This window comes from Thermodesulfobacteriota bacterium (genome assembly GCA_035559815.1).
Lineage (GTDB): Bacteria > Desulfobacterota_D > UBA1144 > Nemesobacterales > CSP1-2 > DATMAT01.
Genome location: DATMAT010000024.1, coordinates 20431 through 35453 on the forward strand (window position 1 = coordinate 20431; position 15023 = coordinate 35453).

Here is a 15023-nt window from a genome sequence, read left to right on the forward strand (position 1 = left end):
TTATGTGCTGGAACTGCATACCTCGCTTAAAGCCTTTTCGGTGGCTTCAACCATTTTTTCGATGCTGAAGCGACTCACGATTCGCTGGCGAAGTTCGAGTGGATTTATGCCGTGAAGCCGATGCAGCATGGTTTTTAACCCATCGGCCAGCATCTGTGGGTTGCCGGGTGGGACTACGATGCCCTTATCCCCCACGATCTTGGCCGAATCTCCCACGTCTGTTGCCACACATGGCACGCCGCAAGCCATAGCTTCCGCAACAGTCAGGCCGAAGCCTTCGCTGTCAGAAGAGGAGCAGAGAATATCCAGCGCATTGTAGACGGCAGGCATATCTGGTCTTGCTCCCGCCCAAATCAGATGCTCGGTCAAGCCTAATTCTTGGCTTAGCAACTGAAGCTGTCTTTTATAGCTTTTAGGCCCGTCGCCAGCGATAACAAAACGTACGTCTTTTCTTTCTTTGGATAATAAGGCGGCTGCCTCGAGGAAAATAGGATACCCCTTATCCGGTGCCAATCGGGCAATCCGTCCGATCAGCTTCTGGTCCTCAGGGACGCCCCATTCCGAACGTATTCGCACACGCGATTGAGAGTCCGGTAGAAACCGATCTGTATCTATCCCATAGAATATGACAATCTGCTTAGGGCAAGAATACCCTTTGGCTTTGCGAGAGATATATCCAGCGTCCGAGCCTGAGACCATTAGCTGAACGGATGCCGAAACCCATTTGCACAAATAGAACGGTAGAGACTCTCTCCAATCGTTGATTGATAAAGTATTTCTTTGACCAGACCCCTGGATGCCCCATATCAATTTGGCATTGGGTATCCCACGAGTAGCTAACCAGGCGACAAATCTGGCGATATCCCCCTGATAACTGTATAGCACCTGGATGTCTTCCCCTTTTATCATATTCCAGAGTTGAATAGTAGCCTTGATTAACTGTAGACCGGAGGACAAGACACCCGAAGATGGCTTTAGGAGAAATGACTTTACTGGAATGGAATCGATCTCCCAGATCGAGCTCCAGTTTTGGTCTGTGGTATACAAAGCTACGACGGAGACGTCATGACCTCGACGGGCTAGGTGACCTGACAGTAAGGAGAGCTGACGTACCGCCCCGCCCATTCCCAGGCTTTGGATCAGAAAAAGGATTTTCATTGTTGAGAATTATTTTTTCTGGGGTGAGTTCATTTTTTTTCTTTACTTAGGGGTGGCGTATACTTCGACCAAGGCTTTCTCGGTAGATTCGACCATTTTTTCGATGCTGAAGCGGCTCACAATTCGCTCTCGAAGTTCGAGTGGGTTTATGCCGTGGAGTCGATGCAGCAAGGTTGTTAACCCATCAGCAAGCATCTGTGGGTTGCCGGGTGGAACTACGATGCCCTTATCCTCCACGATCTTGGCTGAATCCCCTACGTCTGTTGCCACGCATGGCACGCCGCAAGCCATGGCTTCTCCAATTGTGTTTGGAAACCCTTCACCGTGGGAAGAAGAGGAGCAGAGAATATCCAGCGCGTTGTAGACGGCGGGCATATCTGGTCTTGCTCCGGCCCATATCAGGCGTTCGGCCAAGCCTAGTTCTTGGCTTAAAAGCCGAAGCTGTCTTCTATAGCTATCAGGCCCATCGCCAACGATAACAAAACGTACGTCTTTTCTTTCTCTGGATAATAAGGCGGCTGCCTCGAGGAAATCGGGATACCCCTTCATCGGAGCCAATCGTCCGATTCGTCCGATCAGTTTCTGGTCCTCAGGGATGCCCCATTCAGAGCGCATTCGTACGCGCGCCTGGGGGTCCGGTTTAAATTTTTCTACATCGAACCCATTGGCTATGACCAATTCTTTCCGGCAGCGGTAACCTCTGGCTTTATTATAGTTATATCCAGCCTCTGAATTTGATATCATGAGAGGAACGGATGCCGAAACCCATTTACACAAATTGAATAGCAAAGATAGCTTCCAATTTCTGTGGTACAAATCCGTATTGCCTCCGGATGTTCGCGTCCCCCATATCAACTTGGTATCAGGCATGCCGCGAGTGGCCAGCCAGGAGATAAATCTGGCGGTGTGACCCAGATAACCATAAAGAATTTGGATGTTTTCCCTTTTTAGAAAGTCCCTTAGTTCTAGAGTTGCCTTAATTAATCCTGCACCTCCGGCTAAAACGCCTGTGGGTTCGTTCAAAAGAAGCGAGCGCGTATCCATAGAATCTAATTGCCAAAACAATTTCCAATTTTGGTCTGTGGTATACAAGGCCAAGACTGAGACAGTATGACCTCGACGGGCTAAATGACCCGACAGTATGGAGAGCTGACGATCTGCTCCGCCCATTCCCAGACTCTGGATGAAAAAAAGAATTCTCATTGTGTAGGAATATCTCTCGGATGTGAGATCATCTTTTCTGAAGTATGTGCAAAGGGAGAATTTTGGCCGAACCCGTGGAGTATGGCTCTCTCCGCAGTACGCGCAGGGTTTGTCCCTGTCGCCATTTGTCAGACATAATCTCTCCCCCGGGGTATCGGTGTAGAACCTGAAACGCTAAAGCTACTACTTCTTCTTCATTCACATTACCCACACGCGGGCTCACAATAACGTTCACCCTGGGCAGTCCCCCATCCTCCTCTTCTAGTAACTGGTAGTCCGTGGGATAACCTCCAAATCTCGCCGGCAAGACCTCCTCAACCAGTCGTAGCAGCTCGGTCCCGAGAAACGTCACTCCGTCGCTGGTCAACTTCTCGTAGCTACGAATGCGTGAAAGATGCTTGGTGAATCCGAGTTCTCCGAAAGGACAGCTGCACGTTCGGTCCTCAAGGACACCGTAATCGTCACTCTCTACGTTGAGCATAAGCTTAGGGCAACTGGGCAGGACGGTTGTATAGACCAGAGCTTCTACGGTGAGCCCACCGGCACCTACAGATTTAGGACGCTGTATCACCGCGACTTTGTCACTGAGCAGGTGGACATCATCAAGTTCCGGGGGTGCAGTGCAGGCGGTGCCGACCGTGCCGATTTCCGACATGGAGTAATGGCACACAGCTCGACATCCTGTATCGGCTAACACCTGGGCTTTTGCCGGGGTGTAAGGTTCGCCTCCCAGCCGGAAAAGGCTTCCGGAGATGTCCAGGCTGTTTTCTTTAGCGGCGAGGCAGACCCTCACCGCCGAGCTTGGATTAGTGTCCAGGGTGGCAGGCTTCCCATTCCCTTTCTTGAAAGATAGCCAATGTGCCACCTTGGAGGCTTCTTCCAGGGGCACGTATTCGGGCACGGGCAATTGTCTACCTAAAATTCTGCTTGTGTATAAGGTGTAGTTCGTGAAAATAGCAAATTTCAGGTCTTTCGGGCTTGATGATAATTTGCTCTGAGCAAACCACCTTTCCACAGACTTTCCCAGCCTAGCGTAGCGAAGGAGTAGCTTCATGCCTGCCGCTACCGGCGGGACCTCATGCCATGCCCCGATTGGCGTTTCCGCCAGGCCAAAGGCGGCCAAAATGTGATGAAAGTAAGCTGCCTCGTGGGTCAAAAGGTCGAAATCAATGATGATGCGTGTTCCTACGCCTCGCGAACCCCCGGTCCGGGCTTCGTAATGTTTTACTAAAAAGGGATTATCAAAATCCTTAGGGTGTACTATGATTTGTAGTCCTGGACGCTCGATTGAACGACGCCCTTTGAACTCGTTAAGTGTAACGTAAACTCCAGCATCGTAAAGCTTTACCAGTGCACCCTCTACGCCATATCGCCTCACCAACTCGACGACGTCGGCAAATTCAACTCCGGCATGAAGGAGCAGTTTTCGGTAAGGGCTTCCTGGATTGGCGTAAATGCCCCGTTCCAGGATACGCAAAAAAGACTCTTCTCTGGCGTCTAACTGACGGACGAGCATACAGCGGCACTCTTCTGGGGTTAGCGTATGGCGGAGGTAACTGTTAAGCCCACGGGCATACCTGGCGAACATTCTCAGGTCGTTTAGCATCTAAGAGTCTCAATACATGAATTCTCTATTTAGCACCATTTTCCTCAAACGGGAGTCGCTATCGCGGGTCGGATATGTTTTCCGGGCCAGCAGCACCTCGCCAAAATCCGTCCTGCAGGGGGATACATAAGCGTACATCATAAGATAACGAGGTTTCACCGCATTCCGGCTTCCGTAATGAAAGCATTTGCTGTTGTCCAGGAACAAAACGGACCCTGCAGGATAACAAAACTTAATTAACTCGCTTTCCGGGACAATCGAGTACATCTCCTCATCGGTCACGCGGTGACGTCTTCCTCTAGTCCGGTAATTGAGTGCTTCGGAGGCTTTCTTGGATACGGATTCAGGCAGGATGCAGAAGGGTCCATTTTCCATATTCCCCTCCCTGATCAGTACAAGAGCGTAGGCCATTGGGGAATCATGATAATCGAGATGAAATAGCTGGCTTGAACGAAATGGGACGTTCGGCGAGCTCTCGTGTTTAGCCCAAGATTCATTAAACCTGATCCCGGGGGGCAGAGCCGCTGAGAAAGTGGGGATGAAGCCCAGGTAATTACAGACGGTCGAGAGTATATCGGAGGAGGTGCCGAAGTCCAGGATGGACGGATATTTGACCAATAGGTCGTCAATCGGAATTTCTTGGAAGTATGGCCTTCCGAAATCTGTCCGTTTTACGCCTCCGCGCTCTTTTATAATCTCCTCTGCGTCCTTCAGTAACTCTTGCAGGTGCGGTAGTTTTCCGGAGGTGTCTAGCGCCCAGCCGTCTTTTATTTCGTTGGGCGTAGAGACCGGCAACCCGTTCTCACGGATCAATTCGTCGAAATGATGGAGATACTGGTTTTTCCTAAATTCAAGATACCGGCCGTACTTAAGGCGGTTGTAAGCTCGGGCAACTTTCATGGTATTGTTGACGCCCAAAGGTTGCATGGGTTTAGCGTCATAGTTGTATTGCAAAAACCTGACTATAGGTTTCATTGCGGTGTCGAGAATTTCACTCAGCATGTTTTTTACCTCCCTCAGCTTATATTCAGCAGAAGTACATCCATCAAATTTAATTTGGCCAACCGCTAGCTCTTAAAATGTTGCTATTATTTCCCGTAGTAAAGACTCATTTTCCTGGAGAGCTTCGTTTAACCTACACTATTTATCGTATTATGTGAACAAATCTTGTAAAAATCGATTAGATAAGTTATCAATACTCTTTTTTAAAAGATCACATATTCGTATTTGCCCTCAAATCGTAAACCACGACGAATCTATTACTCAATACCTTTTTGTAACGGCTGTCGAGGTATTTTTTGAATGTGGTGTGGGATTCGAGGAAATCCAGGTCACTAGGAGGCAAAATTCGTCGTCCAAACAACTGAAGAAAGCTCTCGGATGCAATCTGCCGATTCATATCTAATTTAACCGGTGCCACAAAATAAGAAGCACCTTCGGTGCGCCTTTTTTCTAATATAGAGACACTCCATGTTCGTACTCGATCATTATCGGTCTTGAAGCCCGGGAAATGCCACCCTCGTCGTTTGCTTGACTGTATAAGTACAGGATTATTCCAATCTGCGGCCAATATGAGAGCATTCGCCGGTACTATGGATTGTACTGACAACCCACCTTCGTGAAGGATTTTATCGATAGAAGAATGGTATCGCGTCTCAACCAGTGCTAAGGATGAAACCAGGAATCCCACGACCAGGCAGATTACAATAACGGTTTGTAAGCCCGGTTTCAGAATCCATGATTTGAATACACCTCTATGTTTGATGAACTCATCACAGAACAAGGCAGCGAACAGGGATGCTCCGGGTAATAACTGCAACTGATAATATTCGTGCTTTTGTCCCGGGAATCCGATGATAAAGAAGACAAAAAAGCCTGCTACCCACCAGTGAAAGAGATAAGTGCCAGGTTTATTCCATGCAGTTATAATTGCACCGACTATGGACATTATTAGGCCCACAGGGGTGACCAAAAAGGCGGCCAATCTTACGAACACTTTCTTCAATAATGCTGCCTCTAGAAAGGTCCCGAACCCGGTATACCAGACCCAATTTTCTTCTCCAAACATGACGAATGGGTAATTATTCCTGGCCAACGTAAATGCATGCACATACCAAAGAATAGATGGAATTACCACCATAAATCCAAAGACCCAAAGTCTAATCATTCTTAGAAACGACCATCCGAATTTATTCCAGGCTAAGTATGCAATTGGCAGTCCAATGATTGCAGCGGGAATTTTCACCAGTAGTGCAAATATAGCGAAAATGAGAGATAGGGCGAAATGCAGTGTTTTTTCATTTCTCGTCCATTGAGAAAAAAAGTATATAGCCCCTATGGAGAAACATAGCATCGCATTATCCGAAATCAGGGTTCTGGAGAAAAATACACTAAGCGGAGAGAAGAGGAAAAAAAATAAACTAATTAAAGCAGCTCGTTTGGTGAAATAGCTCCTGACTAATAGATAAAAATAGTAGGCTGATAGAGCACAAAAGCTGATAGAGAGAAGGCGGCCAAGAAATAGATGTTCGCCGAATAAAGCATATAGCAAAGCCATCAGGTAAGGCACGAGTGGGAACTCCATTCCAATATATCCGGGAAAGGGCCCGGCCCAATCGATTTGAGGGTGAAAGATGTCAAAGCCGTTACTATAAAAGTTTGAAGCAATCATGGCAACATCCGCTTGGCGCCAGCTATGGGATTCTACTAATCCCGAAGTGAGATGCCTGAAGCGAAGGAGAACGCCAATTACCAAAACTAAAAAGAACAATATATTCTCGTTGTTCAGACGTTTAACTAATCTCAATTCTTTATTTAAGTAGAAATTGCGTCGAAATTACCTTAACTTAAGGTCTTTCGTTGCCTCATCAAGAAATGTTAAGTCACTGAAATTTGTGGGAATCTTCCGAATGTAGCCCAGTTTCATCATGAGAGAAAGTACCCTTTCCATGGCTCCTTTGTTTCTAACTGCATTCATATCGGGCCTATTTACATTCAGGGCTTTCCGAATGAAGCCGGTATTGACGCCGATGTAGCGGGAGGCTATTTGGGCGGACTCGTCCGGACTTTCATTGACAAATTTAATCCCACGTGCAAATGCCCTGACCACCTTTTGCGTCAGGTGGGGAGAAGTCTCTTTTAGCTCCATGGTTGTTGTTAAAGAGCATCCGGGGGCCCCTTTCCATACATCTCCCGTTCTTTTTACGACGGTTCCGACACCCAATGCTTCCATCATCGTCGCGTAGGGCTCGACCATCGAAGCAGCATCCGCTCCTTGGCCAAATAAAGATATAATTGCCCCATCGCCGGAAGGTAGTCTTATAAGATCGACGTCCTTCCATCCCAAGCTCTCAATGAGCCCCATCGCCGTTAAATCTTTCATGCCCCCTCGCAACGGGACGGCGACTTTTTTCACCTCTGATGGGTTTATTTCCTTCCGAACAACTATGGCCGCTTCTTCAAAGCCGGAGCCGCAAATCAACACCAGCGGTATATCTTTATCTTCCGCGGCGGCAACCCTGGTCCAAGGAATAACTGCAAATTGACTTTCGCCGTTCACCAGTTTGTGTGGAACCATCCATGCAGTAGGTTCGATGTTTAAATTTGCATCAAGACCTTCGTCTTGAAAAAATCCCTTTTCGTACGCAACGTACGCCGGTATCTGACAGACGCCTCTCAAAAGAGAAAAAGAGACCTTGTTCACTGATGAATCCTCCTTCTTTATTTGCTCACGTAATCTCAAAATCCTCTGTTTGTTTCGCTATATTTTGTGCGCTACCACAATAAAGTTTCCTCCCAACCGGTGACTTATATTGTATTTGTTCAAACGCTCGCAATATATTGCCAACGGCTTGGGCGGAATCATCAAATCTCCCACGTTGAGAAAAAAATTGTAGAACCTGACATCAATAACCCTGAGACCGGCCTTCTCGAGTTTATCCACTACCTCCGCACAAGCATAAACTCTGTATTGACCATCGCTATGGGCCGGTCTTCTAATCATATACGACGCCTTATTCAAACACCAATTTATCTTAATCAGTAGACTGGCCCGGTTTGTGAATGTAATAATGGCAAAACCGTTTTTGCGGAGAACCCGATGAGCCTCTCGGAAGAACTCGTCTGGAGATGATAGGCAACCCGCCAGAGAGACAGCTACTACACCGTCTGTCGTGTCATCGTCAAAAGGAAGGGAATCCGCTTTGGCCGTTATGAATACCGGCCTATTCGTCATACGATGGTCCAGGAAACGCTCGTTAGCGAATTCTATCATCTCTATATCATGGTCCACTCCGATTACGGATAAACCCATCTCGGACAATCTTGCCGACAAATATCCAGTACCACAGCCAATATCAAGCCACAACTCATTTGGCCGGCTTACTCTAGAGCATATATCTTCTACAAGTTCGTTACCATGCTTGAATGTAAAATCTTTGTTGCTTTTTCTCGAGGAGTCGTAAATATCGCTCCATTTCCCCGGGTCGAATTTTTCTTTGAATCCTGAGGCTTGACCGGACATGTGTTGTTATTCCGTTGTATTTGTATGACGCTAGATAAAAAGAATTTTCATAAACTGAGTTTGACTGCGCGTCGAATCTGGCGAGGGATGCTGCACGCCCGGATGTACCAGGGAAATAGGTTTGTCAACATTATATCGAAAAGCCGCTCGCTTCTTAGATAATAGGCTTCCACCCTCTCCAGCGCGTAAAGGTTGCTACCAGAAGAGGCAAGGCCAAGCCTGTCTGAACAGGCAAAGGAAAAGTGTTTTTTCACTATTTCTAAGATTCGTTCATCATACCGCCCGAAGGGATATGCAAAACAGGAAACAGGCGCACTCAGTGTATCCTCGATTATGACCTTAGAATCAAGGATTTCAGATTGGGCATGCTCGAAAGGTAAGCGAGTGAGGTCTGGGTGGGTAAGGGTATGGGCCCCAAAATCAATTCCGTACTGATGCATCTCCATTATCTCTTTCCAGCATAGCATCTGGCGCTTTCCAAGGGAAGGGAGCCTGCCGTTGAGTCCTGAATTGCTCTTTTCCCCCACCGTGAGAAAAACCGTGGCAGTCATATTGTACCGCAGTAGCACTGGAAAGGCTTCATCAAATACGCTTCGATACCCATCGTCGAAGGTTATAACAATGGACCGATCTGGGAAAGGCTTTCCTTCTTCCAGATAACTTACAACCTCGGCTAACCTTAGGGTTTTGTATCCATTCTCATGAAGCCTAGCAATGCCGTGACGAAACACTCGCGGCGAGAATGAGGTTACCGAGGGTCGATCATCAAGGGCATGGAATGTTAAAATGGGTAGAGAAGAAGGCATGGTGGTGGATTACCTACTTTTGTTTATTGACTGCCCAAGATGCAAATGAAGAATCTTGCCGGAACGGGTAGTAAAAGGGGCTTGGCGCTCTACACGGAGTAGACTGGCATCGCGCCACATGAACTCCATCATTCTTTCTACTGGAGATCCGGAGCCAATAGTGCTGAGAAAGACTTCTGATAAAGCATTGGTATCAAGCGGCCCGAGTTTTGGATGCACGAGTAACCGCAGAATGGGCTGGCCATCTTCAGTCTCATCTTCTAGGAGTTGGTAATCTGTGGCTGACCCGCCAAAGCGGGCCGGCAAATCCTCTTCGAGAATGCGGATTACATCCGTATCCAAAAAGGTCATCCCTCCTCCGGTAAGCTTTTCGTAACTGCGTATGTTGTGCAGGTGCGTAGTCCAACCAAGTTCCTCCAGCGCACAGCCACATTTCCGTCTGGAAATAACAGCTTGGTCGCCCATAGAGACATTAAGCAGGGTAAAAGGCGATGCGGGATGGAGTGACGTAATTAGGAGAGCATTTTGAGGTAGTCTGGGGAGCGTTTCATCTGATTCCGGTTGAATGAGCGCATGGAGGTCGTGTAGTAAATGAACATCGTCAGAGGCTGCCGGGGCAAGGCAGCCGTAGCCAATGGGTCCGCACTCCATACTCCCATAACGGGGCAGAGCCTCGGCACCGGCACGGCGTATTACATCTAGGCGGGCACTTGTAATGGGCTCTCCCGCTAATAGGAACTGGGCATCTCGGAGTTCAATTCCGTTTTCCAATGCCGCCAGGCAAAGACGCACTGCAGAGCTGGGGAATGTAAAAAGATGAGGGGTGTCGCCAGACTGTAAAACCTCGGTCATCCATTTAGCTATAGGAAGCGGGTCACCAAGAGAGACGTATAATGGGCGCGGCAAGGGAACACCAGCTAGCCGGCTTCCCCATCTCATAGCACGTTCGCTCCAACGGAAGATAGAGTCCAGCCCGGGTGCAGCCGGGTCTACCTGTGAGAACCAGCGAACCGGCGGATTACCGAAGCTGCTAAACTTGAGAAGCCGGAACCTAGCCCCAGCACCGGGGGTTTCCCAGGTCGCTTTATGCCACTTGGACCCTCCCCTTGCTTCGAGGAATAGGGAGGTATTAACACCACAGCCCTTGACGAAATCCAGGTCAATAAGTACAGGTGTCCCCGAACTCCGACTTCCGCCGCTTCGGGCGGGGATGTGAAAGACCGCGAGCGGGTTACGTAGTAGTTCATGGCCTAGAGATATCGTTGTGCTTCCCCTTATAGCTGGCTGTCGACCCTTGAACTCATCGACGGTGAGGTATACTCCTTGACGATAAAGCATTTGAAGGGCCGCCTCAATACCTTCTTTTTTTACCGACTCTTCTAAGTCTCCGTATTCGCAGCCGGCTAGCTTTAAAAGTTGCCGGTATGGGCTTTCCGGGTACTCATAGACAGACTGTTTAAGAGTGGCCAAGAAGGAATTCTCTCTCTGCTCAAAGCGACGGCGCAGGATAGCTCTCGCTTCCTGTAGACCGATTTTGTGATGGAGGAACGAAGGGAGCTTGCTTAGAAAACGGGCTCCGATTATCACATTATCAAATGAACTCCAGGAACTAGGGCTTTTGGTTATGGACTGGTGCTGGTTCATAATACTTTCTACAGTTTTAAGCCTATCTTTGATAAACTATTCGGCAAGACCGTTTACAAATGCCGACTAAGAGAACCGTACTAATTCATAGCGGTATGGTCACTGAGACTGCCGGGATGACAGGCGGTGGCAAAGATCGATCAGTTCGAGAGGTGCCTGTACCAGTTCTATCAGAACACCCTCGCCTCCCATCTTCGGGTGAATAAAGCATACATCATGACCCGCTGCTCCCCGGCGAATTCCTCTAGGGGTGAAAACCAAACCTTGCGACGACAACCACTCCACGGCAGCATGTAAATCATCGACCCAGAGCCCAATGTGGTTAAGAGGCGGTTTATGGGCCTGTGGGCTTTTCTCCGGGTTTATCGGTTGCAAAAGGTTAACATCTACATGAAAGGGACCAAATCCTGCAACTGCAATCTCCCCATACACGTTCTCGGTATCGTTCTGGAAAGTTATGGTCGGGGTAAGGCCGAGAGTGTCAACCCACAGCTTTCGAAGAGTCTTAAGGTCTAGACCCCCGACGGCGATTTGCTGGATACCAAGTACTTTGAATGGCCTCTCCTTCATTTTCTGTCAACCTCCGTTCATTTTTTAAAAGGATTTTTCGTACTTGGTGAGGGATATATTAGATACCTGTGGAGAATTATTGAATTCACAAATCGATTTCTCGAAGTAAGGGAGGGAAAGGGAGGAAACTACCCGGCCCGGGATCCATCCGCGACGGTATAGCTCTAGTCCGGCTCCGAATAGCCAGTCGCCCAGTCGAGGACGTTCAGACTTTTTCTGTACTTGACGGAAGCGATGAAGTGCCATAGGCACGGCAATCTCGCTTGGCATTACTCCCTGTCTGTTCGCTTCGTTGATTAGCCAGGCTATGCTGGTGCTCATGCGGCGTTCGATAAAGTCGGCAATTTTTTCTCTGTCTATGGATGCGAACTCCATCGTCCCCCCCAGCACTCCACCCGAATTGGTCACGAAATCCGGGAGGCACATGACCCCGCGGTTGAATAAGATACGCTCTGCTTCGGGTGTCACCGGATTGTTGGCGCCGGCGCAGATAATAAGGGCTTTGACGCGATCGACGTTTCCAAGATGAATGCTATGATGGCGGGCGCAAGGGCTAAGCAGGTCCACTGGCAATTCGAGCAGTTCCGATTTATCAATATGCTCTGCCCTGGGGTAAAGGTTCACCAAATGGCTCCCCGCTTGGCCATATAGTTTGCGGAGTAGCTCTACATCGAGTCCATCAGAATTATAGATTGCTCCACGGGAGGTAGATATAGCCACAACACGGGATTTAGCTTGGTAGAAAAGCCCTGCCAGTTCACTTCCTACGCTCCCAAAACCCTCTATTGCTATACTGCTTTTATGTATGTCGATAGCGAAATGATTAAGAGCCTCTTTAGCAGCGGCAAAAACGGTGAGCGCAGTGTAATAGCCTGAGGAAATACCACGCAATTCACGCGCTTTAACCTCTACGCCGACCGCTTTAAGCATAAGTCGGATGTCAGAATTATTAGTACCCATGTCAGCGGCCGGGATATAGATGCGTTTACGCAAAATGGAGGATATAGCTTGCCCGAACCTTGCTAGGCGTTCTTGTCGCTCTGTTATTGGCGCTTCCGGGTCGTAAATCACACCGGCTTTCGCACCGCCTTGGGGCAGCCCTAAAAATCCGTACTTAAGTGTCATAGCCCGTGCCAGACCGGTCATTTCTTCTTTGTCGATATCCGGCAACATACGCAGTCCGCCGCGGGAGCGGTTATTTACGGTTGAGTCAACGGCAACGTAACCTAATACTTCTGGGCCCTCGGATACGGTTATTAGCATTTGAAATTAATTCCCCAACAAAACTCATGTCCGGTTATAAGTTTCATCCGAATGATGATCCGGGCAACGACGGATTCAACAGGGTAGCGGATCGGTCAAAAGTTAATATCTATATTAGCCTATTTTTTCTCCGGGGAGATCAAAGGAACTACCCGCAAATTTCTTTTTAATCGCTCTCACCGCTACAAAATAACCGGTCAGAAATCGTGTTGGCCAGCGGGATAAACGTTCAAATGACATCAAAAGGTTCAAGAACCCTTCTTGTACTTTCAGCCCGGAATGACCCTCCAGAACACGGGACATGGCCATAGCCAAGATTCTGGGAAAGTGCATCACGGCGCTGACGTCTATGACCATTAAGCCCAGGCACTCCAGATGGTCGCGGAGACGGTTCGGGCCGAGAGTAGCTCCAACAAAGTAAGGTACTATTTTCAAGCGGTTTAGCAGGCGAAAAGGTAACACTGAGCGTAGAGCGATGACCGGATTCTCCAGGTTGTCCAGGGTGAGGAGCAGTTGCCCTCCCGGCTTAAGCACCCGGAGAAGTTCACCCAGGCTATCTATGATTTCATCAGATGATTCAAAATGGTCCAGTGTGGAATTGGATACTATAATGTCGAAAACACCGTCGGCGAAGGGAAGGCGGCGGACGTCCCCTCCTACTACTGCAAAGCCGGGATGACGAGATTTAGCCGAACGAGAAGTCAAAACGGATATATCCATCCCGATTACTCTTGTGGCGTGCAATTCCAGCAAGGGGTATAATCCCTTGCCCAGTGACTCATCGAATAAATCGGTTTTGAGAAGAAAATCTACCTTATGATTAGGCAGCCAATGGCCGAATAAGGCAGTATTGACCGCGTCGTTATATGCCCGCCAGAGCGTCTGCGGGCTTGCTTCCTGCCAGGTCTTGGCGACTGTATCCCAGTAGCGTGATTTTTCCTGAGTCAAAGTATGAGCTTGTTAAGAGAGCTAGGGGAATTTATCTCTATTAATACCGTTCGGAGCCTGTCCCGAGTACAACGAAGGAATGAGCCGCGTGCATGCACCCGCTGGTGATGAGAAATAAAAAACCGTTCGCCCTGAGCTACGCCGAAGGGTCGAAGGACGGTCACCACTAGATTCGAATCGTCCACTTTTCAGCTAAAGCTAAAGCATTTACCAGCTTATACAGTTATCGGAGATGAGCCTACAATTGTGCATTTACTGATGGGGTAGCGGGGGGAATTTTAATCCTGCCGTCCAAACAAACCTAGAGCTTTAACTACCTTGGTCTCGATAGGGAAGCGCACATCTAAATGCTTGATGCGATACATCGCTATGGGATGGTATAGCCTTCCTAACGCAACCACCATAGGGTTTGTCTTTTTGTAAGGGATAACGAAATGTCCTTTTCCCAGAAACATCAACGGAAAATCCAATCCCTCGATCAGTTTTCTTGTCTCCGGTGGCACCCATGGAGCATCTAGGGCTAAACGTCGATAGTTAAAACTTGCCCAGTCCTCCAACCGCTCAGGTTCCTTGAGTCCGTATTGAAGCGCCACGTGGTAAAGTTCAGTTCCGGGATAGGGGGTATAGATATTAAAACTCTTACATGCTCGCGGATTTTCATCCACTAGTTGTTCGGCTAAACGAATGCTATCAGCAAGTTCGTCTGGAGTCTCGGTGGGCATACCCATCATGAACAGATAAACGGGAACTATGGGATACGGTATCAGTTTCCGGCTGGCCTCAATTACTTCTTCAAGGTAGATGTCCTTTTTTATCAAGTCGAGCATTCTTTGAGACCCGGATTCTACTCCAATTGTGAGGCGTTTGACGCCGGCCCTGACCAACAACTGAAGAAAGTCATCATCCATCCTGCATATTGTATCCGCCCGGATGTGGAGCTTACCGATGGTTATGTTGAGACCGGTTCGAACGATTTCCTCCATAATACCGTAAGCCCTTTTCATGTCGATAAAGAAATGATCGTCAGTGAAGTTAAAACCGCGTATTTCGTAATCATCTACTATCTGCTTCAGGTGATTCACCACGGTCTTGGGCTTCATGGCCCTCCATTTCCTCTTGTGCAGCACCGGGTCCCAACAGAAGCTGCAACGAAACGTGCAGCCGCGGCTGGAATTGAAGCTAAATACGTCGGCCTCGAAGAGAGTCCGGCGGTAGTGGTTCATGTTCACCAGATGATAGGATAGAGGCGGCTGTTCATCGAGGCTTACGAAGGGACGTTCACCGGTCCAGCGGACTTTATAAT

Annotated in this window: 13 protein-coding genes; all 13 read right to left on the minus strand. The window is 48.4% G+C overall.

All coding sequences use genetic code 11. The features are described from left to right. Positions 1 to 1158, minus strand: coding sequence for a glycosyltransferase (locus VNN20_07475; GenBank protein ID HWP92020.1), 1158 nt, complete (start codon positions 1156 to 1158; stop codon positions 1 to 3). A gap of 42 nt (positions 1159 to 1200) precedes the next feature. Then, positions 1201 to 2361, minus strand: coding sequence for a glycosyltransferase (locus tag VNN20_07480; GenBank protein ID HWP92021.1), 1161 nt, complete (start codon positions 2359 to 2361; stop codon positions 1201 to 1203). Positions 2362 to 2389: 28 nt separating this feature from the next. Continuing rightward, positions 2390 to 3967, minus strand: coding sequence for a hypothetical protein (locus VNN20_07485; protein ID HWP92022.1), 1578 nt, complete (start codon positions 3965 to 3967; stop codon positions 2390 to 2392). A 9-nt stretch (positions 3968 to 3976) separates the two neighbouring features. After that, the gene (locus VNN20_07490; GenBank protein HWP92023.1) at positions 3977 to 4969 is read right to left on the minus strand and encodes a hypothetical protein; all 993 of its coding nucleotides are present in this window, start codon (positions 4967 to 4969) and stop codon (positions 3977 to 3979) included. A gap of 211 nt (positions 4970 to 5180) precedes the next feature. Further along, on the minus strand, positions 5181 to 6737 hold the full coding sequence (locus VNN20_07495; protein HWP92024.1) for a glycosyltransferase family 39 protein: 1557 nt from the start codon (positions 6735 to 6737) through the stop codon (positions 5181 to 5183). A 66-nt stretch (positions 6738 to 6803) separates the two neighbouring features. Beyond that, positions 6804 to 7670, minus strand: a complete 867-nt coding sequence (locus VNN20_07500; GenBank protein HWP92025.1) for an ABC transporter substrate-binding protein — start codon at positions 7668 to 7670, stop codon at positions 6804 to 6806. A gap of 57 nt (positions 7671 to 7727) precedes the next feature. Beyond that, complete coding sequence (locus VNN20_07505; protein HWP92026.1) at positions 7728 to 8489, minus strand: methyltransferase domain-containing protein; 762 nt, start codon at positions 8487 to 8489, stop codon at positions 7728 to 7730. Between the two features lie 47 nt (positions 8490 to 8536). Next, complete coding sequence (locus tag VNN20_07510) at positions 8537 to 9295, minus strand: polysaccharide deacetylase family protein (protein ID HWP92027.1); 759 nt, start codon at positions 9293 to 9295, stop codon at positions 8537 to 8539. 9 nt (positions 9296 to 9304) lie between these two features. Further along, on the minus strand, positions 9305 to 10939 hold the full coding sequence (locus VNN20_07515) for a hypothetical protein (GenBank protein ID HWP92028.1): 1635 nt from the start codon (positions 10937 to 10939) through the stop codon (positions 9305 to 9307). Between the two features lie 99 nt (positions 10940 to 11038). Then, positions 11039 to 11509, minus strand: coding sequence for a VOC family protein (locus tag VNN20_07520; protein ID HWP92029.1), 471 nt, complete (start codon positions 11507 to 11509; stop codon positions 11039 to 11041). Between the two features lie 24 nt (positions 11510 to 11533). Continuing rightward, a complete protein-coding gene (locus VNN20_07525) occupies positions 11534 to 12772 on the minus strand; it encodes a Glu/Leu/Phe/Val dehydrogenase dimerization domain-containing protein (protein HWP92030.1) in 1239 nt (412 codons plus the stop codon). 114 nt (positions 12773 to 12886) lie between these two features. Further along, positions 12887 to 13720 (minus strand): class I SAM-dependent methyltransferase, encoded by an 834-nt coding sequence (locus tag VNN20_07530; GenBank protein ID HWP92031.1) that lies wholly within the window; start codon positions 13718 to 13720, stop codon positions 12887 to 12889. A gap of 278 nt (positions 13721 to 13998) precedes the next feature. Next, the coding region (locus tag VNN20_07535; protein HWP92032.1) for a radical SAM protein at positions 13999 to 15023 on the minus strand (1025 nt) is incomplete at its 5' end.

What these genes read in the sequence shown, in the direction of transcription:
- VNN20_07475 (HWP92020.1), bottom strand. Translation starts at nt 1,158, where the DNA reads ATGAAAATCCTTTTTCTGATCCAAAGCCTGGGAATGGGCGGGGCGGTA.
- VNN20_07480 (HWP92021.1), bottom strand. Translation starts at nt 2,361, where the DNA reads ATGAGAATTCTTTTTTTCATCCAGAGTCTGGGAATGGGCGGAGCAGAT.
- VNN20_07485 (HWP92022.1), bottom strand. Translation starts at nt 3,967, where the DNA reads ATGCTAAACGACCTGAGAATGTTCGCCAGGTATGCCCGTGGGCTTAAC.
- VNN20_07490 (HWP92023.1), bottom strand. Translation starts at nt 4,969, where the DNA reads ATGCTGAGTGAAATTCTCGACACCGCAATGAAACCTATAGTCAGGTTT.
- VNN20_07505 (HWP92026.1), bottom strand. Translation starts at nt 8,489, where the DNA reads ATGTCCGGTCAAGCCTCAGGATTCAAAGAAAAATTCGACCCGGGGAAA.
- VNN20_07510 (HWP92027.1), bottom strand. Translation starts at nt 9,295, where the DNA reads ATGCCTTCTTCTCTACCCATTTTAACATTCCATGCCCTTGATGATCGA.
- VNN20_07515 (HWP92028.1), bottom strand. Translation starts at nt 10,939, where the DNA reads ATGAACCAGCACCAGTCCATAACCAAAAGCCCTAGTTCCTGGAGTTCA.
- VNN20_07520 (HWP92029.1), bottom strand. Translation starts at nt 11,509, where the DNA reads ATGAAGGAGAGGCCATTCAAAGTACTTGGTATCCAGCAAATCGCCGTC.
- VNN20_07525 (HWP92030.1), bottom strand. Translation starts at nt 12,772, where the DNA reads ATGCTAATAACCGTATCCGAGGGCCCAGAAGTATTAGGTTACGTTGCC.